The organism is Fundidesulfovibrio putealis DSM 16056 (genome assembly GCF_000429325.1).
Classification (GTDB): Bacteria; Desulfobacterota; Desulfovibrionia; order Desulfovibrionales; family Desulfovibrionaceae; genus Fundidesulfovibrio; species Fundidesulfovibrio putealis.
Genome location: NZ_KE386885.1, coordinates 278,004 through 300,299, shown reverse-complemented (window position 1 = coordinate 300,299; position 22,296 = coordinate 278,004). Strand labels below are relative to the sequence as shown.

Below are 22,296 nucleotides of genomic sequence, written 5' to 3'. Positions count from 1 at the left end.
TGACGAATACGCATCGGGCTTGGCTGTTTCATATGCTTGGCAGCAGGTTTGTTGATCAGGCTTCAGGGAACGGTTGACTCAACTCCAGGCGCACGCGGAGGACTTCTCCACGCGGTTTCTCCCAAGCCGCTTGGCCTGGTAGAGCGCCTCGTCCACCGCAGTGTACAGGGCCGAATGGTTCTGGATGGAGGGGCAGACGTCGGCCACGCCGATGCTCACGGTGCAGCGCACGTCGGTCTGGCCGACCTGGACAAGTACAGTGGTTTCCAGGGATGCCCGGATGCGCTCCGCCATGAGGGCCGCCGCCTCGATGTTGGTCTCCGGCAGCAGGATGGCGAACTCCTCGCCCCCCACCCTGGCCGCCACGTCGCCGCGCCGCACGCTGGACCCAATCATGTCCGCCACGGCGATGAGGACCTTGTCGCCCACTGGATGGCCGAACTTGTCGTTTATGGCCTTGAAGTGGTCCAGGTCCATGAGGATCATGGCCAGCGGCCGTTTGTAGCGCAACGCCCGGCCTATCTCGGTTTCGATGACCTCGTTGAACCACTTGCGGTTGCACAGGCCGGTGAGCCCGTCCGTGTTGGCCTGCCGGGTGAGTTCGATCTCCGTTTCCCGCACCTGGCGCAACGCGGCGTGGAGACGCCGGTTGAGCGAGCGGAAGTAGGCCACCAGCACCAGGAGGGCCAGCAGCATGACGGCCATGGCCGTTACCAGTTTGGGGTGCTGGGTGATGAAATCGCCCACCAGCACCTGGCCGAACTGCTCGTAGGGCGCCACCTTCAGGGACCGCATGATCTCATGGATGGATTCGTAGGGAAGCGGCACCGTCCACTGGTTCCCGTGGGTGCCCTGCTCGTCCGCGCGGGGCTGCATCAGCAAGAGTGCGGCCGCCACTGATTTCGCCAGCGGTTCCGGCGTGTGGCGCAGCTTGGCGAAGGGCCACTCCGGCACCAGCCTGGTGCTGTGGAGGAAGGGGAACGTGGGATCCTGCCTGAACCCAGGCGGGGTCAGTATCTTGAGGTCCGCCATGCGGAGCTTCCCCGCCGCCTCCATGCGCTCCAGGGTGTCCGTGCGCGCCGTGCCCACGTCGTAGCGTGCGTCGAGCACCGAACGGACAACCTGGTCGTGCGCCTCCAGGAAGTGCAGCGACGACAGGTCCCTGGCCGGGTCAATGTCGTTTTGCTGCAAGGTGTAGGCGCCCATGAGCCAGCCTCCCAGCGAACTGGACGACGTGGCCGCGAGGCTCTTTCCCCTGATCTGGTCGAAGGTGGTTATGTCGGCCCTGTCGGCCCTGGTGAAGAACACCCCCCCGAACCTGGAGGCGGACCGCCCCGCCGCCTGGTTGATGAGCGTGGCGATGCGGATGACGTCGTGGGTGACTTCGAGATTCACGTAGATGGCCGGATTGACCACTGCGAAATCGATCTGCGCGTCGGCCACGGCGTCTTCCACGGCCTCGAACGGCAGGGGCACGAGGGTGAAGTCGACATGCGGCAGGGCCTTCTTGAGCGCAAGGATCATCGGAGCCCAGTCCTCGGCGCATTTCTTCACGCCCCAGTTGGCCAGGACACCGATACGGGCCTGTTGCGGGCTGCTTGCGCAGAGAGCGTTGTCATCGCAAAGAATCAGAAGAGACAGGAGTGCCGCCCCGGCGGGGAATGCACGGCAGATTCGTGGAAGCAGACAATTGAGGAGGATGCTCGCCAATGTAAATGCACGTTGAATAAACAAGATCGCCATGCAGATGATGTTTACATGATCGCACATAATCTTCCAGCAAAATATCCCACCATGATGAGAAATCCAATCCCGTATTCCAACCGCGCTCTTCTGCCGATTCAAACGCTGTTGCGCAGAAATGTTTGAATTGGTAATCAGGCGTGGTGTAATATGGCTTCATAGTGCTCAATCTGCTGGAACAGGAAACGCAGGAAGTCCGCGCGCATTACGGGAGTTGCCATGAGCGACCGCGACAAGACCAGGGAACAGCTCGCCGACGGGCAGGAAGCGCCCGTCCCACCTTTGGAGGGCCTGGCCGCGCGCAGAACCGCAGCTGCGGATTTCACCACGCTGTTCAATCTTTCCCAGGACATGGTTGCCGTCGCGGATATCGAGACCGCGACCTTCGTCCTGGTCAATCCGTCCTTCTCCAGGGTGCTGGGATACTCCGAACAGGAGCTGACCGGCAGGCCCTTCCTGGAGTTCGTCCACCCCGACGACCTGGGCAGGACGCTGGCCGTCATGGATGAGAAGATCCGCCAGGGCCAGCAGATCCTTCATTTCGAGAACCGCTACCGCTGCAAGGGCGGAGGCGTGCGCTGGCTGAGCTGGGTGTCCAGCACCGTGCCGGAAGAGGGCCTGGTCTACGCCATCGCCCGCGACGTGACCGAACAGAAAGAGTCCCAGGAGCGGCTCAGGCAGAGCGAGGAAAAATTCAGGACCATATTCGATTCGATAAACGAGTGCATCTTCGTGCACGACGCCCGGAACGGGGCCATCCTGGAGGTGAACCAGCGGGTGTGCGAAGTCTACGGCTACTCCCGGGAGGAGATCCTGCGCCTTGACGTGGGCTCGCTGAGCTCGGGGGTCGAGCCCTATGACCGGGAACACGCCTTTGCCCGCATCCGGGAGGCCTTCAAGGGCATCCCCCAGCATTTCGAATGGCAGGCCCGGAGGAAGGACGGCGGGTTGTTCTGGGCGGACGTGTCGCTGCGGGTGGCGCGACTGGACAACGCGGACAGGGTGCTGGTGACGGTCAGGGACGTCTCCGACCGCAAGCAGGCCCAGGACGAGATCCTGCGCGAAAAGGCCTTCACGGAAGCCCTCATGAACAGCGTCCCCGGGCTCATCTACATGTACGACGAACAGGGACGGCTGGTGCGCTGGAACAAGAAGCACGAGGAGCTGACCGGGTACACCTCCGAGGAGCTCGCCCGGATGACCCTGATGGACTGGTACAAGGACGACCCCGAAGAGATCGCCAAGATCCAGGCCGCCGTGGCGAGGATACCCGTGGAAGGCTTCTCCACCTCGGAGGGAAACCTGCGCAACAAGGACGGCAGCAGGCGCCTGTACTACTTCACGGGCGTGCCCCTGGTCCTTGAGGGCAAGCAGTATTTCACCGGCATCGGCATAGACTTCACCGAGATGAAGCGCATGCGCGAGCTGATGGTCCAGACCGAGAAGATGCTGAGCGTTGGCGGGCTGGCCGCTGGCATGGCGCACGAGATAAACAATCCCCTGAGCGGAATCCTGCAGAACGTGCAGGTGGTGATGCGCAGGCTCACCGAGGACCTGGACGGCAACCGCAAGGCGGCGGCGGAGTCGGGATGTTCCCTGGAATCGGTCCAGCGCTTCATGGAGAAGCGTGAGGTTCTGGCCTCGCTGGAGTGCGTCCGGGAGGCCGGGTGCAGGGCGGGCCGCATCGTGTCCAGCATGCTCGAGTTTGCCCGCAAGAACGAAGGCAGGACCACGGAGGCCGACATCGCGGCCCTGCTGGACCGGGCCGTGGAGCTGGCCGGGCAGGACTACGACCTGAGGAAGAATTACGATTTCCGACAGATCAGGATCGAGCGCGAGTACGACCCCTCGCTGCCTCCGGTGGAATGCGCGGCCAACGAGATCGAGCAGGTTGTCCTGAATCTCTTGCGAAACGCGGCACAGGCCGCCTGCGGCTGGCACGGAAACGGCCTGAAGCCCGTGATCCGCCTGAAAACCTCACGGGAAGGCGGCATGGCCCGGATAGAAGTGGTCGACAACGGCCCAGGCATGGAAGAGGACGTCCGCAAACGCGTGTTCGAACCCTTCTTCACCACCAAGCCCGTCGGCGTGGGCACGGGGCTCGGTCTGTCCGTGTCGTATTTCATCATCACCTCGAACCACCGGGGCGTCATCGAGGTGGAGTCCTCCCCAGGCAAGGGCTCCCGGTTCATCATCTGTCTGCCGCTGAAGCAGTCGGCGTGCGGGGATGGCGGCCCGGCTTGACGGGTGCCGGGGGTTCAATTACCTGCTAGCGTGGGAATAGGAATCAAACCGGGTTGACGCCCGGAGTCCGGCGCGGCTTCCCGGAAAGCCGCGAACGCGTATCATGGTTCGCCTGCACCCTCCCCGCGCGAGCCAAGCGGCTGAAATACCTCCCCGAACGGATTCGTACGGCCATGAGCATGGATCTCCCCGACATAGTCCCCCTGCTGTTCGTTGTACCCGCCGTCGCGGTCTACGGGGTCTTCCTTGCGGTCGCGCTGCTGCTTATCTTCTTCACCCACAAGAAAGAGTGGAGGCTTGCGAGACGGTCCGAAAAGCACCGGAAGAAGGCCGAGCGCATCCGCCTGAAAGGCAGCGAGGAGAGGGAGTCGCTCGTCTTGTCCTGCCAGCGCGGCAACATGAAGGAACTCGCCGCCCTGGTGAAGGACCAGCTGAAAAGCAAAAGGGCGTCCATCGAACTGGGCACCTACCACCAGACGATGCTGTTCGTGAAACATTCCATATCGGAACTTGGTTTTGATGACCTCTACGCCGTGCACGCCCTGCTCTCCCGAGCGGGTGAGGAGCGCGTGTCGGTTGAACTCGACAAATTTCTCCAGCGGGAGCTTGAATATGGCCATCTCGGAAAACATAGGGAAGTTCATTTCCAGGATATTCTACACAGTCAAGGCGGAGTCGGCAGAGTGGCAGAAAGCCAACCTGCCGGAACTGGACAAGCTCAAGCATGACAGGGCGCTGGCCAATCTGGAGCTGAAGCAGTCCCTGGACAAGATGGAGATCCGCTTCAAGGAGGAGTGCAACAGGATACGCCTCGAGGAAGAGCGTCAGACCATGCAGTTCAAGGAGTTCCTGGACAGCATCGACGAGATGAAGACCAACATGCTCTCCTACTACACCACCATGCCCAAGCCCATTGCGCTCATGATCCATCACCATGCCGGGGAATTGCTCAAGGAGGCCTGGTTCAGCCAGGACACCCGCGCGCGCCTGCGCAACCAGACCAGGTTCTCCGACCTGATGCTGACCATCACCGAAGACCTGGCCGAACTCGGCAACGACTCCACGGCCAGGGCGCTGCCGGAAAAAACGCTGGCCTTCATCCAGAACCGCATCGAGGGCTGACGCGCAACTGTAAAGTTGCGGCAGGAAGCGTATACATTCCGTGCAGATCCAGGCGTTAATGCCGCAACCTGCCCGGTTCAGCAGTGGCCGCAACCAGGGCGTTCTCCGGATTGAATGCGGACTGGGAACTGGAAAAGCTCGGAATCCCAGGATATCGCCGGGTTTGAAGTGTCGCGGGGCTTACTTTTCGTGCGCCTCCGCTAAAGGCCCTGGCGCGTCTGCCGATAACCACCTTGTCTGCACGCTGAAACAAGGTGACTCCAATGACGTCCGACAACATGATCTCAAACGGCGACCGCGCCGACGCCCCCTCGGAAAGCCCCGAGGAAAGGGCCCTGCGCGTGGCCGAGATCAAACGCAAGGTGGCGCTCGGGCGCTACCGCGTGGACGGCAAGGAGATCCTCTACAACATGCTGAAGACCGCTCCCTGAACACCCGCCACGGATCCGTCCCGCTTTTTCGCCCGGCTTGACTTTTCCCGACCCATCCGCTTTATCTCTCATGCATGGGCGTATTTTCGCCCCGAGCCCAATCAACCAGGGAGAGACGGACATGCCTCAAGCTTACGTGGATCAGGACGAATGCATCGGGTGTGAATCGTGCGTGCAGATTTGCGCGGAGGCTTTCCAGATGAACGCCGAGGGCAAGGCCGAGGTCACCCCCGACTCCACCGGCGCCGAGGAATGCATCCAGGAAGCCATGGACACCTGCCCCGTGGAATGCATCCACTGGCAGGACTGAGCCGACATGGCAGCCGAGACACTTGAAAAACACCTGCTGGTGACCATCTCCGAGGACATCAACGCCCTGTTCGGCCTGCGTTATGTCTTCGGCTTTTTCAGCAGGCGCGATCTGGTCCGCCTGACCCTCTTCTACGTCTCGGCGAGGCCGGGGTCGGAAGCCTTCGACTCGAGCGCGCCCTTCTGCGCAGCCGGACAGGCTTCGAGCTTCGGAAACGCCTGCCGCACCCCCCCCCAGACCCTGACCACTGCCAGGGACTGGCTCCTGGACATGGGCTTTCCCGGAGACAGGATCGAGTTGCGCTCCGCCCCGGCCAAATACGGCACGGTCAAGGACATCGCCGCAGAGGCCGAACGCGGCCTCTACGACGCTGTGGTGCTCGGGCGCAGGGGCCTCTCCTGGTTCGACGAGATCTTCGACGACTCCATCACCCACCGCATGCTCTGGGAATCCATCAGCTTTCCGCTGTGGGTGTGCCGCAACCCCGGACGCCATCGCAAGAACGTGCTGCTGTGCGTGGACGGCTCGGAGCAATCCCTGCGCGTGGCCGACCACGTGGGATTCGTGCTGCGAAACGAACCCGAACACTCCGTGACCGTGTTCCACAACCGCGCCCTCAGTCTGCCCGAGGGGCAGAGCATCGAGCACATCATGGCCGGTGCCATCGCCGTGCTCAAGGAGAACGGCCTCGAGGACGAGCGCATCGACATCCTGGTGAAATCCTCCAAGGACCCGGCGGAGCTCATCCTCAAGCAGGCCCAGGAAGGGGAGTTCGCCGCCGTGGCCGTGGGGCGCACGGGGGGAAAGCCGGACGGGCTGCGCAACATCTTCGGCTCCACCAGCCAGACGCTCCTGCGCAAGCTGGAAGGCGCCGCCTTGTGGATATCCAAATAGGAGAGGGCGGTCTCGGGCTTGTCCCCAGGCGGGACGGTTTTGACATTTTTTCGTAAATGAGCCACCAGCCTTTGCCTGGGAGACAAGCACATGAGACGCAAATTCCTGTTTCTGGTGGCTGACGGCATGGGCGGCTGGCCCGGAGAGCTGAACGGCCTGACGGCCATGGAAGCAGCGCAGACCCCGGTGATGGACGCCATGGCCCGCGAAGGCGTGCTGGGCGTGGCCCGCACCATCCCGGAAGGGATGCCCCCGGGGTCGGACGTGGCCAACATGGCGCTTCTGGGCTTCGACCCGGCCAGCCACCACACCGGGCGCGGCCCCATCGAGGCTGCGGCCCAGGGCCTTAAGCTGGCCGAGAACGACCTGGTCTGGCGCTGCAACCTGGTCCGCGTCAGCAAGTACGCCTCGGACGGCGTCATGCTGGACTACTCCTCCGGCCACATCACCACTGAGGCCTCCACGCCGCTCATTCGCCAGCTGGACGACCAGTGCGCCCGCTGCTCAGAAGAATTCGCCCCCTTCCAGCTGATCCCCGGCGTGCAGTACCGCCATCTGCTGGTGCAGCGCGGCGCAGCGGACAGCCCGGAGGCAAAACTGGCCATCCGCCCCCCGCACGACATCACCGACCAGTCCATCCACCAGGACATCGATGCCTACCGCTCCGTGCCCCTGCTCTGGAGCCTGACCCGCTGCGCGGCCCGCCTGCTGGAAGGTTCCGGCAACACCACCAAGGCCAACGCCATCTGGCCCTGGGGGCAGGGCAGGGCGCTTTCGCTTCCGTCCTTCGCGGACAACTTCGGCCTGAAGGGCGCGGTGATCTCAGCCGTGGACCTGATAAAGGGCCTGGGGCGCGCTGCGGGAATGGATGTCCTTGAGGTGGAGGGAGCCACCGGGCTCCTGGACACCAACTACGAGGGCAAGGTGGCCGCAGCTGTCGAATACCTGAAGAACGGCGGGGACATGGCCTTCGTGCACCTGGAAGGCCCGGACGAATGCGGCCACGGCGGCGACGCGCCGGGCAAGGCCGAGGCCGTGGCCCGGTTCGATGCGCGTGTGGTCAAACCCCTGCGCGATGCTTTTCCGGACGCGGTGTTCCTCATCACCTGCGACCACCTGACCCCCGTGTCCAAGCGCACCCATGTGGACGACCCGGTGCCGTTCCTGCTCTGGGGCAAGGGCATCGACCCGGAAGAGGCTGGCGGGGCGCAGTGCTTCAGCGAGGCCCAGGCCAAGGCCTCCGGCCTGTCTCTGGACCCCGGACACGAGCTGCTCTCCTGGGCCATCAAGAAGGCTGGCGGGCTGTGATCCGGCCCGGCGAGCCCTTCCCGGAGGCGGATACCCGCTTCGAGCTGTATGTCTCCTACGGCGAGACCGACGCCATGGGCGTGGTGTACTACGGCAACTACGCCCACTGGTTCGAGCGTTCGCGCGGGCAGTACCTGCGCGAGCGGGGCCTGTCCTACGCGGAGGTGGAGCGGCGCGGGGTGATGCTCCCCGTGCGCGAGATGGCCGTGCGCTATATCTCCCCGGCCCGCTACGACGAGCATGTCGTGGTGCGCGCGGGCATAAGCCAGTGGGGGCGCGCCTCCGTGACGTTTGCCTATCAGGTGTTCGGCCCGCCGGAGCACTCGCGCCTGGTGTGCCTGGGCACGACGCAGCACGCCTGCGTGGACGCAAACGGAAAGCCGGTGGCCGTGCCCGGCTGGCTGAAGGAAATCTGCCTGAAGTGACCCTGGACATCCACACCCACGCCTTTCATCCCAAGATCGCCTCCAAGGTACTCGAGCAACTCACCGGCCACTACGGCATAACGCCCGTGGGTACGGGTCTTGTGGAGCACCTGCTGGAGAGCCTGGACGCGGCGGGCATCGAGCGCGCCGCAGTGCACGCGGCGGCCACGGCTCCGGCCCAGGTCATACCGGCCAACAACTGGTCCATGGAGCTTGCCCGCACCCAGCCCCGGCTGATCCCCTTCGGCACCATCCACCCCGGCTTCGCGGACTTCGAGGCTGAGTTCGACCGGCTGGAGCGCGCAGGCATCAGGGGCATCAAGATCCACGCCGACTTCCAGGGTTTCCGCCTGGACGACCCGGCTCTGCGGCCCATACTGGAGGCCATGCAGGGCCGTTTCATCGCCATGTTCCACGTGGGCGACCGTCTTCCGCCCCACGAGAACCCCTCCTGCCCGGCCAAGCTCAGGGCCATCCGGGAAGACTTCCCGCAGCTGTGCATCATCGCCGCCCACCTGGGCGGGTACCTGCACTGGGCCGAGGCGCTGGAGTATCTGGCTGGAACAGACGTGTACCTGGACACCTCCTCCAGCCTCCCCTTCCTGGACGACTCCCTGCTGCGCGCCATCCTGGACCGCCACCCGCCGGAGCGGGTGCTGTTCGGCAGCGACTACCCCATCTTCGACCCAGCCCGTGAGCTGAAGCGCCTGCGCGAGCGGCTGCGCTTGTCCGACGCGGCGCTTACGCGCCTGCTCACATCCGGAGAGGCGCTGTTTCCTGAAGAATGGCCCCGACCCGGCCCCGGTTTGACATTTGGGTGGGGAATCCATACAGAATAAGACAGATACCCTGTTCGAGCTAAGCGGGTGAATTCATGCGCATACTGATAGTGGAAGACGAAGTGTCCAACCGCCTGTTGCTGCAACGCTATCTGCGCGGCATGCATCCGGTTGACGTCGTGGTGAACGGGCAGGAGGCCCTGGAGGCCTTCCGTCTGTCCCACAAGGACGGCGACCCGTACCGGGTGATCCTGCTGGACATCCAGATGCCGGTCATGGATGGCCTGGAGGCGTTGCGGGCCATCCGCGAGATGGAGAAAACCCTCCTGGTGCCGAGCGGACAGGAAGCCAAGGTACTCATGATAACGGCCCACAACGACAAGGACAGCGTGGTCAACGCCTTCTTCAGCGGCAACGCCTCGGGGTATCTGGTGAAGCCGGTGGAGCGGGAAACGCTGCTGGACTGCATCGCCGGTTTCGAGCAGGCCTAGTGGGCCGTGCTCACATGAACGGTCGGTTATGTTGTGGATAATGAACAACTTGGAACATTCGCAGTAGGGGAAAGCCTTCGGCGGCCAAAGGACGCTATCTGGAATCCCCAGTAATGCCATGTCTTTACACGCAGGCAATCTGTTCGAAAAGCGCCGGACGGGCAATTGTGCAGGAGCCTCTTGTTTTTAACACGCGCGGCGCTCACAGGGAGGAGCCGAGCACCACGGCCCCCGGGTTACCGGTGGATATTTGCGCCGCCCTGTTGACAATGAATTTCAATTGCATTATCCCTGCCTTGTAGAACGCGAACAAGGAGGCGACATGGTTCCCCTGAGCGAATGTCCCCGTGGAAGCAAGGTGCGCATCATCGAGCTCTGCGAAGACCGCCGTTGCCGCTGCCGCCTGTGCGCACTGGGGCTGACCCCGGGCGTCGAGGCTGAGGTGCGGGAAGGGGGGGCCTGCTGCCGCCTGTCCGTTCGCGGGGAAGACATCAGCCTCGGAGCTGGCCTGGCCGACAGGGTCATGGTGGCCCAGGTCTGAACGCTCCAGGTCTGAACGGGTCTGCCTTGGACACGCATTCCAAAGGCCAACTCAAGGAGTTTCACGATGCTTGAGAAGATCATAGTTGCGGCCATTATTGTCCTGGCCGTGGGTTACATGGTGCGGCGCGTCATGCGCAAAGGCGCCTCGTCCTGCGGATGCGGCAGCTCCGGCGGATGCTGCGGCGGCGGGCAGACCGACATCAAGAACTTCAGCGATTGTGGTTGCGGCCGGAAATCCTGATTTTTTTAAACGCCCCCAATTGAAAATGACTATCACTCTCGGAGAAGGCATGACTCATCCCAACACCTCGCCCATGTCGCTGCGATCGCTCAAGGTCGGCCAGCGGGCCAGCATCGAACGCATCAACGCCGAGGGAGAGCTCGGTCGCCGCATCCGCGACATGGGCCTCGTGCCCGGGGCGCAGATCGAGATCGTGGGGCGCGCGCCCCTCAAGGATCCCGTGGCTATCCGCCTGAAAGGCTTCACCCTGTCGCTTCGCAACAACGAGGCCGACTACATCCTGGTTTCAGCCTCGGAGGCTTAAGACGTGAGCACCCAGACCCAGCACAGCGCCTCGACACAGAGCACGGCCCGCTCCGGCCTGACGGCCCTGCCAACCTACACCATCGCCCTGGCGGGCAACCCCAACGCAGGCAAATCCACGCTGTTCAACGCCATGAACGGCGCCAGAGCCCACGTGGGCAACTATCCCGGCATCACCGTGGAGAAGAAGGTCGGCCAGTTCCGCACCGACGAAGCGCTCCTCAACCTGGTGGACCTGCCCGGAACCTACTCGCTCACGGCCTATTCCGCAGAAGAACTCGTGGCGCGCGACTTCCTGGTGGACGAACGCCCCCAGGCAGTGGTGGACGTCCTGAACGCGGGATCGCTCGAGCGAAACCTGTACCTCGCGGTGCAGCTTCTGGAACTGGGCATCCCCGTGGTGCTGGGCCTGAACATGATGGACGAGGCCCACAAGATGGGCATGAAGGTCGATTCCAAGCGCCTCTCCAAGGTGCTGGACTGCCCGGTGGTGGAACTGGTGGCCCGCAGGGGCACCGGCGTGAACGAACTGGCCGCCGCCGCCGCGAAGCTCGCCGCCGAGCGCCAGGGACGCTGGAAGCCCGTGGACATCTCCTACGGCCCGGACCTTGATCCGGCCCTTACCGAGATGACCACGCGCATTATGGCCAAGTCCTTCCTGGCCAACCGCTACCCGGCCCGCTGGGTGGCCCTCAAATACCTGGAGAGCGACGACCAGATCAGGGAGCAGGGCCGCGTGGCCGACCCCGAGCTGGCCACGTGGCTGGAAGGGCGCTCCGACCAGGTGGCCGCGCATCTGCGCGCCACGCTTGGAACCTACCCTGAAGCCATCATCGCGGATTTCCGCTACGGATTCATCGCCTCGGTGCTCAAGGGCGGCGTGGTCACGCGCGACGACCTGCACGGACGCCTGGAGACCTCCGACAAGCTGGACATGTTCCTGACTCACAAGCTGCTCGGCCCCGTCCTCATGCTGGCTGTGCTGTTCCTGGTGTACCAGATCACTTTTTCGCTGGGCAAATTCCCCATGGAATGGCTCCAGGCGCTGTTTGCCTGGTGCGGTGAGACAGTGAAGGCAGCCATGCCGGACGGCCTGCTGCGCTCCCTGCTGGTGGACGGCGTCATCGCGGGCGTGGGCGGGGTCATGGGATTTTTGCCCCTGGTCGTGCTCATCTTCCTGATGATCGCCTTCCTGGAGGACTCGGGCTACATGGCCCGCATCGCCTACATGCTCGACCGGGTGTTCAGGCTGTTCGGCCTGCACGGCTGCTCGGTGATGCCCTTCATCATCTCCGGCGGCATCGGCGGCGGGTGCGCAGTGCCCGGCGTCATGGCCAGCCGGACGCTGCGCAGCCCCAAGGAGCGCATCGCCACCATCCTCACCGCCCCCTTCATGACCTGCGGCGCAAAGCTGCCGGTGTTCATCCTGCTTGCCGGGGTTTTCTTTCCGGACAACCAGGCCCTGACTTTGTTCAGCATGACGCTTCTTGGCTGGGTGATGGCCCTTGGCGTCTCCTGGATCCTGCGCGCCACAGTGGTGCGCGGCGAGTCCACCCCCTTCGTCATGGAGCTGCCCCCCTACCGCCTGCCCACCATGCGCGGACTCCTCATCCACACCTGGGAGCGCAGCTGGCAGTACATCAAGAAGGCCGGTTCCGTGATCCTGGCCGTGTCTGTCATCGTGTGGGCGGCCATGACCTTCCCCGGTCTGCCCGAGGACAGGGAAGCCGCCTTCGAAGCCCAAAAGACCGCCCTCACCGAGCAGATCGAGGCGCTTGAGGCCGCCGAGGCTCCCTCAGCCGGGGCCGCACCCGGCAGGCAAGCCCCCGAGGCCGTCCAGACCGCCGATGCTAGCGCAGCTCCCGCTGCGGGCGAGAAGCCCGAAGAAACATCCGCTCCCGAGGCAGCCGAGGCTGGCGAAAAGTCCGAAGCCGCCGCAACGCCCCTGGACGACCTGAAGGCCCAGCTTGAGGAGATCGAGAAGAAGCAGTCCGCCGAGGCCCTGGCCTCCTCCGTTGCGGGCAGGCTCGGCACGCTGCTGGAGCCCGTGTCCAAGCTGGCCGGGTTCGACTGGCGCATGAACATCGCCCTGGTGGGCGGGTTCGCGGCCAAGGAAGTCATCATCTCCACCCTGGGCACCGCGTACTCCCTGGGCGAAGTGGAAGCGGAAGAAGCCGCGCCCCTGGCCGAGATGCTCACCACTGAAGGCATGAGCCTTGCTGCCGGGCTGGCGCTCATGGTGTTCATCCTGCTCTACTCGCCCTGCTTCCCCACGGTGGTGGCCATAGGCAAGGAGACCGGCTCCTACAAGTGGGCGGCCTTCGCCATGGTCTTCAACACCGTGCTGGCCTTCGCCCTGGCCGTGGCGGTCTTCCAGATAGGCATGCGGATCTTCCACTAAACGCCCATCGCTCACGATACCCCGCCTCACCCCCACCGAAACCGCCCGGCTTCCCCAGCCGGGCGGTTTTGCGTTACGATCTTTTGCAAAGCCTGTGTAACTTCACCCATCCGGACCCGCTCTAGTAGGTGTCACCAGCGTGGAAGGACGCCACGCGAACAACAAACAGAACGGATTATCCGGGATGAACAGTTCAGGAGGCTTGGCTCAGTCGTCAGGGGACTTCCGGGCAAGGACGGTATCGTCAAAGGGCTGGCCGACAGTCGCGGAGGGATGCAGACCAGTGGAGAGAGGGCATACGCCCTCGCGTCTGCGTCTCGAGCAGGTCGAGTGCTTCGAACTCGCATTCGAGGCTTGCCAGAACCGGATAAACGCGGACATGGTGGACATTACGGTCTTATCAGCGGTCTGCTATTTCGATAGAAGCGGCGTTGTGGCTGCGTACGATCGTCGAGGGGGAGGGGAGTTCCCTTCCACGGTCGGGAGTTGCATGAATAAGGACAGACGAACTCAGGACGGCGACGCCATGAGCGACGCCCAGGCCGTGCGGCAGGTGCTGGACGGTCAGACCGAGGCGTTCGCCGTGCTTGTCAGGCGGCATCAGGATTATCTGTTCGGCCTTCTCAGGCGGCACCTGCCTGTTTCCGAGGTGCCCGAGGCCGCACAGGACGCTTTCGTCAAGGCGTTCGAGAAACTCTCGCAGCTGCGCGAGCCGGATTCGTTCCGGGCCTGGCTGTCCTCCATGGCGCTCAGGCGGGCCATCCGCTACTGGCGCGACGTCTCGAGCAGGCGTGAGGTGTCCATGGACCTGGGCGGCGACGGCGAGCAGGACTGGCTGGAAGCCTTCATGGGAGACGACGCCCGCCAGCGCCACGAGGATTTCATGCGCAAGCGCGAGGCCAGCTCCGTGGTGACCTGGCTGCTTGGGCACCTCAAGCCTGATGACAGGGTAGCCATCGGTTTGTATTACGCCAAAGAGCACGAAGTGTCAGAAATCGCCACGATGCTGGGTTGGAGCGTGGAAAAAGTGAAGGTCCGGCTGCACCGGGCCAGAAAGAAGATGGCCGAGATCATGCGAGACGAGGCCGGGAAAGGGAGGCTACCATGAGCGCGGAAAAGGATTTCCAACGCCTCGACATACTGTTGGGGAAAACATTTGCAGGGAAGGGTGACGCGTCGGCCACTCCCGGTTTCGAGAGCCGCGTCATGGCCCGGATCATGGAAGCGCGCCGCGAGCTGTCCCTGTGGGACGTGCTGCGCAGCGTGGCCCGGCCCATCCTGTATTCCGGCTGGGCCGTCGCCGCCGTGCTGGCGCTGGTGGTGCTCACCGGGCAGGACAACTCCAGCCAGCACCTGCTGGCCTCGGTGATGACCGATTCCCCCGTCACGCAATGGCTGGTTCTGTAGGAGGCCACATGAGCATGAGCAGGGGAAAAGGACTTCTGATAGCCCTGGTGATTTTCCTGACAGGAAGCATCGTCGGCGCCTTCGGCCTGGAGGCATTCCGTGTGCTTCGCGGCGGGCCGTTCAAGCATCTGGAGGGTAAAGGCCCGGTGGGCTTCATCATGGAGCGCATGAGCAGCGATCTGAAGCTGAGCGAGGCGCAGAAAAAGGATATCGAGCCCGTCATCACGGAAATGATCGGCAAGATCGACCAGCTTCGCCGCCCCATCCAGGAGCAGGAAGAGGCCATCTTCGAGGAATACAATGCCCGCGTGCGCCAGCTCCTCACGGAGTCGCAGGCTGCGAAACAGGACGAGATCGTCAAACGCATGCGGGACTTCCGCAAGAGGATGCAGCAGGGGCCCCATGGGAGTTCTCTTCCGCCGCCTCCGCCGCCCGATGGCCTGTTCTTCGGCAGCCCCGGCCCGCCCCCGGTGCCTGGTCCCGGCCCTGGTCCGCAGTAAAGAGGCCTCGCTACTTCCTCCCTTCGCCTCCCCGGCGGCGACTCTTCGGAATCGCCGATACAAAAGGCCCCCGTGTCCATGCGGGGGCCTTTCTTTCAAGCTCTCTTCAACAATCCCGATCACGACGCGAAGCGATACAGGATTCCAAAGGAACGTGTTCCTTTGGCCGCCGGAGACCCTTTCCTGCCTCTTCTTCGGAATGTGGCGCGCTAATCGTGGCTGTGCGGAAAGTCGCCTAAACTATGCACGTGATGGTGCAGGTGCGGGGCTTCGGCGGCCTCATGCAGGTGCCCGTGGGACAGCGTGAAGTACCGGTTGGTGACCTGCGTCAGGAAATCCCACTCGTGCGACACCACCAGAAGCGCCAGATCCAGCCCGCGAAGCACCTCGGCCACGCGGGCCTTGCTCTCCGGGTCCAGGCCGGTGGTGGGCTCGTCCAGCAGGAGCGCCTTGGGCCGCATGGCCAGCACCCCGGCAAGCGACGCCAGGCGCTTCTCGCCGCCTGAGAGCCTGTGCGTCAGGCGATCTTCGAACCCGCACAATCCCACCATGGACAGGCACTCCAGGGCCACGGCGCGGGCTTCGGCCTGCGACGCGCCCAGGTTCAGCGGCCCGAAGGCCACGTCCTCCAGCACGGTGGGACAGAACAGCTGGTCGTCGGAGTTCTGGAACAGATACCCCAGCACGCGCCGGGCCTGGGTGAAGTCGCCGTTTACGCGGCACTCGCTGCCCAGGATGCGCACTGTGCCCCCGGTGGGCGTCACCAGCCCCATGATGGCCTTGAGCAGGGTGGTCTTGCCGCTGCCGGTGTGTCCGGCCAGTCCCAGGCGCTGGCCCTCCTCCAGGCGAAGATCGAGACCTGCCAGCACCACGCGGTCCTGATAGCCGCAGGTAAGCCCTTCCAGTTCCACCAGCGTCATGCGCTCCCCCTTTCCAGAACGGCCACCAGCACGATCCCGGCCAGGGCCGCCACCCCGAGTGCCGTGTCCGCCGTACGCCAGCGCAGGCCGCCCAGGCTCCTGAAGCGTCCGTCAAAGCCCCGGCAGATCATGGCCTGATGGATGGCGGCTGATTTATCCATGGCGCGCATGAAAAGCAGCGCCAGCAGAAGTCCGTACGTGCCCCAGGCCCGGCGCGACGTGCCAGGTGTGAAGCCCCGAAGGCGCGCCGCCGTGACCAGCCGGTCCCACTCGTGGCGCATGAGGTCCAGATAGCGGAAGGTGAGCGACAGGATGAGGCAGAGCTTGTCCGGCACGCCCAGCGCCGACAGGGCGGACCCCAGGCGCGGCGGGGAGAGCGGCTGCACCAGCCCCCAGAAGATCAGAAAGATGGCGTTGCCCTTGGCGGTCATGTGCAGGGCCAGCATAAGCCCTTCGCGGGTGAAGGCCAGCGACCCCAGGCGCAGGAGCGTTTCGCCGGGAACGGCCAGGGGCACGGTGGCAAGAAGCCCCAGAAAGAACACGTTCACCAGGGCCAGCCTGCGCGCAAGCATGCCCCACCGCCCGGAGTTCAGGGCCAGGCAGGCCGCGCCGAAGCCGAGCCCGGCCAGGGCGGCCGGCCAGGAGCGACACACGGCCACGGCCACGCACAGCCCAAAGGCGCACAGCAGGCGGGAGCGCGGGTCAAGCCCTGACTGCGCGTCCTGCGTGCACTGGCCGCTCAAAAAAGCTCCGGGCGCATGCGCTTGAGAAACCCCAGGATCACCAGGGTGATGGCTCCCTCGATGCCCATGAGGGCCAGATGCGCCCAGAAGAACAGCCCGGCGAACACGGACAGGGCGTCGCCGGAGAGCACCAGGGCCAGATACAGAAGGATCAGGCTCCCCAGGATGGCCAGCGCCCCGCAGGCGAACGCGCCCACGGCGAAGGCCGGGCCGCTGCGGGTCAGCAAGGGCCGCGCGGCCAGACCGCAGACCACGGCGGGGAGGCCCATGACCACGGCGTTGACGCCGAGCACGGTCAGCCCGCCGAACTGGAACAGCAGCGCCTGGAGCAAAAGCCCCACGAAGATTGCCGGAAAGGCCGCGAACCCGAGCATGGCCCCCATCAGGCCCGAGAGCACCAGATGGATGCTGGCCGGGCCTATGGGCAGATGCACCAGACTCGCGGCGAAGAACGCGGCGGAGAGGACGCCTGTGCGCACCAGGGCCTCGCCCTCGAGCTTCCTGAGCCCGACGGCAATCCCGGCCACCGCCAACACGGCTCCACCCGCGAGAACGGGAGCGGATAAAACGCCTTCGGAAATGTGCATCAGGTCAATGTCCGGCTTTATTTCGCCTCACGAGCGCCGCGCCCGTGAAGAGGTTCAGGATAAGGCTCACGCCAAGAAGCGCCCGCATCCACTGCGGGTCCTGCTCCCTATCCTGTGCATGCGCCTGCGGCAAGAGGCGGGCGGGTTCGGCTTCCCTGGTTCCGGCCTGGGCAGGTCCGCCCGCAACCGGCGAAGCCTCCACAAACAGTTCCGCCACGGCCTTATGCCCCTCGTCGTCGGACGCCTCCACGCGCCATGGCCCGTTCCTGTCCGGAAGGAAGGCAAACCGGCCCAGCTTGTCGGTGCGGGCGCTCTGGAATTCCATTTTCTCGTCACCGGGGCCGTAGACCTTGATCTTCACCCAGGACATGGGCTCGCCGGAGGAGTAATGGAAGTAGAGCGACCTTACCGGATCAGAGCCGTCCAGCAGACGCGATCCGGTGCCGTGGGCCTGGGCGTTTGGGGGGAACGCCCAGGCCGCGAGCATCAGGAGGGCGAGGAACGCGAGGCGGATGCGTATCGAAAGGCAAGTCATGGGAGGCTAGTTGACCGCGAAAACCAGCACCGAACGCATGACGTGTTCGGTGATACCGTCCTTGCCGGGGGCCTTGTGCTGCACGCGCACCATCCACAGCCCCTTCTGGGAGAACTTCACCTGGGCCACGCCCTTGTCGTCGGTTTCGGTGTACCAGCCGTAGGAGTTGGGCGTCTTGGTGTAGCCGTCGCAGGTGGCGAAGACCTCGGCGGACTGGGGCTTGCCGTCCACCAGAATCTGGAAGGCGGCTTCCTGTCCGGCCTTGTACCCGGCGGGATCGGCCAGGGGCATGATCTCCAGCTTGTGTCCGGCGGACTTCTTCCAGCCGTCGTCGGCCTTGTCCACCACGATCAGGGTCTTGCAGAATTTCTCGTAGAGGTTGGAAACCGTCGCGCCGGGAAAGTCGGCCTTCGTGCCTTTCTTCATGCCCTCCGGGGTCTTGGTCCAGACTTCCGGAAGGCGGTGGCCCAGCAGCATCCCGTAGCCGGGCTTGGCGAAGCTCGTCTGCCCGTCGTAGGCCAATGTGGCCTTGTTAGCGGTAACGGCAACTTCGGAGGAGGTCCCGGCAGCGTCAACGGCCTTGATCTTCACGTTGGCCGGGTCTTCCAGTTCCTCGCTCACCATGAAAACATGGGCGGACAGCGCCGAGAGCGTCAGCTTCTCGCCAGCCTTCACCGCCGCCTTGACGGGTTTGACGACGAATTCATGGGCGGACGCCGGAACAGCGGCAACAGTCATCAGCGCGGCCAAAGCGAGCAGAAGCATGCGAAGTCTCATTGATCCTCCAGATGAATCGGGTGAATGAGTTACATCTATTCGTGCTACGTGTTACTGTCAACGCGATTTTGGCGTTGACATACATGCAACCAAGTTGCATCACAGGCCAGAATTGACGATCAGGAGGACCTCATGAAACACCTTCAAGCCGCTCTGGCTCTCGTTCTCATCCTGTGGGCGGGTCCCGCGCTGGCCGGGCCGTTGCCCGTGATGGTCAGCGTTGCGCCGCAGAAATACGTGCTGGAAAAACTGGCGGGACCGCTGGTGGAAGTGAGCGTGATGGTCGCGCCCGGCGCGGACGCCCACACATTCGAGCCCAAGCCCAGCCAGATGGCCCAGGCCGCCAAGGCCAGGCTGTACTTCGCCCAGGGGGTGGAGTTCGAGCACGCCTGGCTGCCCAAGCTCGCAAAGACCAACCCCGGCATGACCGTGGTCAACACCCTGGAAGGCATCGAGCTCATGCCCATGGAAGAGCATGACGACGACCACGGGCACGACAAGCACGCCAAAGACAAGAACGCCAAGGACAAGCACGAAGAGCTGGAGATGGACCCCCACACCTGGACCGCTCCTTCACTCATGAAGCGTCAGGCCGAGACCATGGCGCACGCGCTTGGCAAGGCCGATCCCGAGAACGCCCAGGTCTACAACAGCAACCTCAAGGCCTTCTCCGACGAACTCGCCGCCCTGGATTCGCAGATCCGCGCCCTGCTCAAAGGCGTCCCCGCAGGGTCGGAGTTCATCGTGTTCCACCCCGCCTGGGCCTATTTCGCGCGCGAATACGGCCTGAAAGAGGTCGCCATCGAATCCGGTGGCAAGGAACCGAGTCCGAGAAAGCTCAAGGAGCTGATCAAGCACGCCAAGGAGACCAAGGCCAAGGCCATCTTCGTGCAGCCGCAGTTCTCCCGCAAGACTGCGCAGACCCTGGCCGACGCCATCGGGGCCAAGCTCGTGCCCGCCGATGACCTCGCCCCGGACTGGAACGCCAACATGCTCGCCGTGGCCAAGGCGTTGGCGGACGCGCTGAAGTAGGGGAGAAGAGCTGGGGCTCCGCCCCAGACCCCGGCGCTGGGCTCCGCCCAGATCCGGCAGGGCGCTGCCCTGCACCCGCCAGGGGAGAGTCAAACGCACTCTTGGCCCTGGACCCGGCTCTTCGCTTCGCGTCGTGCGCGGCAAATCGGTTTGGGCTGGGGCAGGGGCTGGGCGCTGTCCCGTCCGTGTCCTGGCGGGCGGGCTAGAACCGATTTGAAGACGATTCGTCGCCCGCCCGCCAGAACCCGGCCGTGACAGCGCCCAGCCCCTGCCTTGGGCGAAAACGGCGATTCCATGAATCAAAGCCCTGAAGCGCGGCTTTGCGCGCTTCAGGGCTTTAGAGTAGCAGGACAGGAAGACGTAACGCTATTTTACGCGAAGCCCACTGAGGGTCCAGGGGGATCATCCCCCTGGCGGGTCCAGGGCAGAGCCCTGGTGGGGCCTGGGGCGAAGCCCCAGAGACTCCGGCCGGAAGCGAAGCCCCGGACACTCCGGCACAAAAAGAGATGTGAATGAACGAACCCGCGATAGAATTCGAGGCCGTATCCTGCGGCTACAACGGCTCTCCGGCGCTGGAGGGTGTGAACCTGAGCGTCCCGCGCGGCGAGTACCTGGCGGTGCTCGGCCCCAACGGCGGCGGCAAGACCACGCTCCTGAAACTCCTGCTGGGGCTTCTGACGCCGGATGTCGGCACGGTGCGGGTGCTTGGGACCACGCCGGGCGAGGCCTCGCGCCGCGTGGGCTACATGCCGCAGTTCACGTCCACGGGGCGGGCCTTTCCCATAAGCGTGTTGCAGACGGTGCTGCTGGGCAGGCTGACCCCGCGTTCGTACTGGCCGTGGTGGCCGCGCGCGGACCGCGACAAGGCGCTGGAGTGCCTGGAGCGGGTGGGGGTGGCCCACGTGGCGGACAAGGCCCTGTCGGATTTGTCTGGCGGGCAGCGCCAGCGAGTGTTCATCGCGCGCGCCCTGGCCTGCGATCCGGAATTGTTGTTGCTGGACGAGCCTACGGCCAGCGTGGACCCGGAAGGGCGGGCGTCGCTCCAGGAGCTGCTGGGGGAGCTGGCCAAGACACTGACCGTGGTGCTGGTGAGCCATGACGTGTCGGTGATCTCGCGCCACGTCACTTCCGTGGCCTGCGTGAACCGCACGGTGCATTTCCATCCGCGCCCGGAGATAACCCCGGAGATGTTCGGCATGATGTATCACTGCGGGCCGCACGGCTGCCCGGTGGAGCTTATCGCGCACGCCATGCCGCACAGGGTGCTGGCCGCGCACGAAGACGGGACGTGCTCCTGCGGGAAGAAGTCATGATGGAAGCCCTGATGGAAGCGTTGAGCTTCGATTTCATGCGCCAGGCCCTGATGGCGGGGCTTCTGGCCAGCATCGCCTGCGGCGTCATCGGCAGCCTGGTGGTTGTGAACCGGGTGGTGTTCGTGGCCGGGGGCATCTCGCACGCGGCGTATGGCGGCGTTGGGCTGGCGTTTTTTCTGGGGCTGCCGGTGCTGCCGGTCACCATCGCCTTCAGCCTGGGCGTGGCGGCGGTGATGGCCGCCGTGACGTTCGGGCGGCGCGAGCGGGCGGACACGGTGGTGGGCGTGCTCTGGGCGGCGGGCATGGCCTTCGGCATAATCCTCATGGATCTGACCCACGGCTACAACACGGATTTGATGAGCTTTCTGTTCGGGTCGATACTGGCGGTGCCGGTGTCGGACCTGTGGATCATGGCCGGGCTGGACGCGGTGCTGCTGGCGGTGGTGACGCTCTATTACCGGGGCTTCATGGCCATGAGCTTCGACCCGGAATTCGCCGGGCTTCGCGGCGTGCCGGTGCGCGCGCTGCATCTGGCCATGCTGGCCATGATCGCGGTGTCCATCGTGATGATCATCCGGGTCGTGGGGCTTATTCTGGTGATCGCGCTGCTGACCATCCCGCCGTCGCTGGCCGAGCGGCGCTGCCGGTCGCTTGGCGGCATGATGGCCACGGCGGGATGTTATTCCGCGCTGTTCTGTCTGGCCGGGCTGGCGCTGTCGTATGGGTTTGACCTGACCAGCGGGGCCAGCATCATCGCGGTGGCCACGGTCTGGTTTTTTGCGGACCAGTGCGTGGCACGGAGGAGGGCCTGATGTGCTCGCGGTGTGATCCCAAGGCGCTTCTGGCCGAGAGCGGGCTGAAGGCCACGGCGCAGCGCGTGCGGGTGCTGGGGGCGGTGCTGGCCTTTCAGGAGGCGCTCTCGCCTCCTGCGCTGCTGGCGGCCATCCGCTGGGAAGGGCCTATGGACAAGGTGACGCTATACCGGACGCTGGAATCGCTGGAGGCGCATGGGCTGATCTGCCGCCACGAAGCCGGGGACGGCTCGGTGCGCTACTGCGCCGCCGGTCCGGACCATCCGCAGCATCATCATTTTTTCTGCCAGCGCTGCAAGCGGCTTCTGTGCCTGGAGCCGGACGCGGTGCGCGTTGGCGCGGACGTGCCGGGCGTGGAGCAGGTTGTCGTGAGGCTGGACGGCACCTGCGCTGATTGCCGGGGTTGATATTTATACTGCCTGTGATAGCGGGGTA

At 64.5% G+C, this 22,296-nt stretch carries 28 protein-coding genes; 20 read left to right on the top strand and 8 right to left on the bottom strand.

What is annotated here, in order from left to right; translation table 11 throughout:
- Nucleotides 1–78: 78 nt before the first annotated feature.
- Nucleotides 79–1,710 (bottom strand): diguanylate cyclase, encoded by a 1,632-nt coding sequence (locus G453_RS0118130; RefSeq protein ID WP_268870797.1) that lies wholly within the window; start codon nucleotides 1,708–1,710, stop codon nucleotides 79–81.
- Nucleotides 1,616–1,903, bottom strand: coding sequence for a hypothetical protein (locus G453_RS28510; protein WP_169725364.1), 288 nt, complete (start codon nucleotides 1,901–1,903; stop codon nucleotides 1,616–1,618). Before G453_RS28510 ends, G453_RS0118130 begins: the two co-directional genes overlap by 95 nt.
- Nucleotides 1,904–1,962: 59 nt before the next feature.
- Here G453_RS28510 and G453_RS25070 point away from each other — a divergent pair, with 59 nt between their 5' ends.
- A complete protein-coding gene (locus G453_RS25070) occupies nucleotides 1,963–3,987 on the top strand; it encodes a PAS domain-containing sensor histidine kinase (protein WP_051272595.1) in 2,025 nt (674 codons plus the stop codon).
- Nucleotides 3,988–4,088: 101 nt separating this feature from the next.
- On the opposite strand, the gene G453_RS28505 is transcribed toward G453_RS25070, so the two are convergent.
- Nucleotides 4,089–4,619: a hypothetical protein gene (locus G453_RS28505; RefSeq protein ID WP_169725363.1), complete on the bottom strand. Its 531-nt coding sequence runs from the start codon at nucleotides 4,617–4,619 to the stop codon at nucleotides 4,089–4,091.
- On the opposite strand from G453_RS28505, the gene G453_RS0118115 reads away from it, so the two are divergent.
- From G453_RS0118115 to G453_RS0118045, 15 genes are all read left to right on the top strand, one after another.
- Nucleotides 4,600–5,109 (top strand): hypothetical protein, encoded by a 510-nt coding sequence (locus G453_RS0118115; protein ID WP_027192169.1) that lies wholly within the window; start codon nucleotides 4,600–4,602, stop codon nucleotides 5,107–5,109. The genes G453_RS28505 and G453_RS0118115 overlap by 20 nt on opposite strands.
- Nucleotides 5,110–5,372: 263 nt before the next feature.
- Nucleotides 5,373–5,540 (top strand): flagellar biosynthesis anti-sigma factor FlgM, encoded by a 168-nt coding sequence (locus tag G453_RS27455; protein ID WP_084502520.1) that lies wholly within the window; start codon nucleotides 5,373–5,375, stop codon nucleotides 5,538–5,540.
- A 121-nt stretch (nucleotides 5,541–5,661) separates the two neighbouring features.
- A complete protein-coding gene (locus G453_RS0118105; protein WP_027192168.1) occupies nucleotides 5,662–5,850 on the top strand; it encodes a ferredoxin in 189 nt (62 codons plus the stop codon).
- Nucleotides 5,851–5,856: 6 nt separating this feature from the next.
- Nucleotides 5,857–6,744: a universal stress protein gene (locus G453_RS0118100; RefSeq protein WP_027192167.1), complete on the top strand. Its 888-nt coding sequence runs from the start codon at nucleotides 5,857–5,859 to the stop codon at nucleotides 6,742–6,744.
- A gap of 90 nt (nucleotides 6,745–6,834) precedes the next feature.
- Nucleotides 6,835–8,052, top strand: coding sequence for a 2,3-bisphosphoglycerate-independent phosphoglycerate mutase (gene apgM, locus G453_RS0118095; protein ID WP_027192166.1), 1,218 nt, complete (start codon nucleotides 6,835–6,837; stop codon nucleotides 8,050–8,052).
- Nucleotides 8,049–8,477, top strand: coding sequence for an acyl-CoA thioesterase (locus G453_RS0118090; RefSeq protein WP_235731799.1), 429 nt, complete (start codon nucleotides 8,049–8,051; stop codon nucleotides 8,475–8,477). The genes apgM and G453_RS0118090 overlap by 4 nt, the downstream gene beginning before the upstream one ends.
- Nucleotides 8,474–9,316 carry an amidohydrolase family protein gene (locus G453_RS25065; RefSeq protein ID WP_051272594.1) on the top strand — a complete coding sequence of 281 codons (843 nt, stop codon included), beginning with the start codon at nucleotides 8,474–8,476 and terminating at the stop codon, nucleotides 9,314–9,316. The genes G453_RS0118090 and G453_RS25065 overlap by 4 nt, the downstream gene beginning before the upstream one ends.
- 35 nt (nucleotides 9,317–9,351) lie before the next feature.
- Nucleotides 9,352–9,747, top strand: coding sequence for a response regulator (locus G453_RS0118080; protein WP_027192164.1), 396 nt, complete (start codon nucleotides 9,352–9,354; stop codon nucleotides 9,745–9,747).
- 322 nt (nucleotides 9,748–10,069) lie between these two features.
- Complete coding sequence (locus tag G453_RS0118075; protein WP_027192163.1) at nucleotides 10,070–10,288, top strand: FeoA family protein; 219 nt, start codon at nucleotides 10,070–10,072, stop codon at nucleotides 10,286–10,288.
- A gap of 66 nt (nucleotides 10,289–10,354) precedes the next feature.
- A complete protein-coding gene (locus G453_RS28195; protein WP_156921005.1) occupies nucleotides 10,355–10,531 on the top strand; it encodes a FeoB-associated Cys-rich membrane protein in 177 nt (58 codons plus the stop codon).
- Nucleotides 10,532–10,580: 49 nt separating this feature from the next.
- Nucleotides 10,581–10,835, top strand: a complete 255-nt coding sequence (locus G453_RS0118065; RefSeq protein WP_027192162.1) for a FeoA family protein — start codon at nucleotides 10,581–10,583, stop codon at nucleotides 10,833–10,835.
- Nucleotides 10,836–10,901: 66 nt separating this feature from the next.
- Complete coding sequence (feoB, locus tag G453_RS0118060) at nucleotides 10,902–13,235, top strand: ferrous iron transport protein B (protein WP_043646664.1); 2,334 nt, start codon at nucleotides 10,902–10,904, stop codon at nucleotides 13,233–13,235.
- A 490-nt stretch (nucleotides 13,236–13,725) separates the two neighbouring features.
- Entirely contained in the window at nucleotides 13,726–14,343 is a 618-nt protein-coding gene (locus G453_RS27450; RefSeq protein WP_169725362.1) for an RNA polymerase sigma factor, read from the top strand.
- Complete coding sequence (locus G453_RS0118050; RefSeq protein WP_027192159.1) at nucleotides 14,340–14,642, top strand: hypothetical protein; 303 nt, start codon at nucleotides 14,340–14,342, stop codon at nucleotides 14,640–14,642. Before G453_RS27450 ends, G453_RS0118050 begins: the two co-directional genes overlap by 4 nt.
- Nucleotides 14,643–14,650: 8 nt before the next feature.
- The gene (locus tag G453_RS0118045; protein WP_027192158.1) at nucleotides 14,651–15,142 is read left to right on the top strand and encodes a hypothetical protein; all 492 of its coding nucleotides are present in this window, start codon (nucleotides 14,651–14,653) and stop codon (nucleotides 15,140–15,142) included.
- Between the two features lie 209 nt (nucleotides 15,143–15,351).
- On the opposite strand, the gene G453_RS0118040 is transcribed toward G453_RS0118045, so the two are convergent.
- Genes G453_RS0118040 through G453_RS0118020 form a run of 5 tightly spaced genes read right to left on the bottom strand, consistent with a single transcriptional unit; the run spans nucleotide 15,352 to nucleotide 18,704 of the window.
- Nucleotides 15,352–16,062 (bottom strand): energy-coupling factor ABC transporter ATP-binding protein, encoded by a 711-nt coding sequence (locus G453_RS0118040; RefSeq protein ID WP_027192157.1) that lies wholly within the window; start codon nucleotides 16,060–16,062, stop codon nucleotides 15,352–15,354.
- Entirely contained in the window at nucleotides 16,059–16,805 is a 747-nt protein-coding gene (gene cbiQ, locus G453_RS25060) for a cobalt ECF transporter T component CbiQ (protein ID WP_051272593.1), read from the bottom strand. The genes G453_RS0118040 and cbiQ overlap by 4 nt, the downstream gene beginning before the upstream one ends.
- Entirely contained in the window at nucleotides 16,802–17,392 is a 591-nt protein-coding gene (gene cbiM / locus G453_RS0118030; RefSeq protein WP_027192156.1) for a cobalt transporter CbiM, read from the bottom strand. The genes cbiQ and cbiM overlap by 4 nt, the downstream gene beginning before the upstream one ends.
- Before the next feature lie 4 nt (nucleotides 17,393–17,396).
- A complete protein-coding gene (locus G453_RS26700) occupies nucleotides 17,397–17,927 on the bottom strand; it encodes a hypothetical protein (RefSeq protein ID WP_051272592.1) in 531 nt (176 codons plus the stop codon).
- A gap of 6 nt (nucleotides 17,928–17,933) precedes the next feature.
- The gene (locus tag G453_RS0118020) at nucleotides 17,934–18,704 is read right to left on the bottom strand and encodes a DUF4198 domain-containing protein (RefSeq protein ID WP_027192155.1); all 771 of its coding nucleotides are present in this window, start codon (nucleotides 18,702–18,704) and stop codon (nucleotides 17,934–17,936) included.
- Between the two features lie 132 nt (nucleotides 18,705–18,836).
- Between G453_RS0118020 and G453_RS0118015 the strand changes: the two genes are divergently transcribed.
- From G453_RS0118015 to G453_RS0118000, 4 genes are all read left to right on the top strand, one after another.
- Nucleotides 18,837–19,736 (top strand): metal ABC transporter solute-binding protein, Zn/Mn family, encoded by a 900-nt coding sequence (locus G453_RS0118015; protein ID WP_027192154.1) that lies wholly within the window; start codon nucleotides 18,837–18,839, stop codon nucleotides 19,734–19,736.
- A gap of 512 nt (nucleotides 19,737–20,248) precedes the next feature.
- Complete coding sequence (locus G453_RS0118010; RefSeq protein WP_027192153.1) at nucleotides 20,249–21,049, top strand: metal ABC transporter ATP-binding protein; 801 nt, start codon at nucleotides 20,249–20,251, stop codon at nucleotides 21,047–21,049.
- Between the two features lie 8 nt (nucleotides 21,050–21,057).
- On the top strand, nucleotides 21,058–21,861 hold the full coding sequence (locus G453_RS0118005; protein WP_043646653.1) for a metal ABC transporter permease: 804 nt from the start codon (nucleotides 21,058–21,060) through the stop codon (nucleotides 21,859–21,861).
- Complete coding sequence (locus G453_RS0118000; protein ID WP_027192151.1) at nucleotides 21,861–22,268, top strand: Fur family transcriptional regulator; 408 nt, start codon at nucleotides 21,861–21,863, stop codon at nucleotides 22,266–22,268. The genes G453_RS0118005 and G453_RS0118000 overlap by 1 nt, the downstream gene beginning before the upstream one ends.
- Nucleotides 22,269–22,296: the final 28 nt, after the last annotated feature.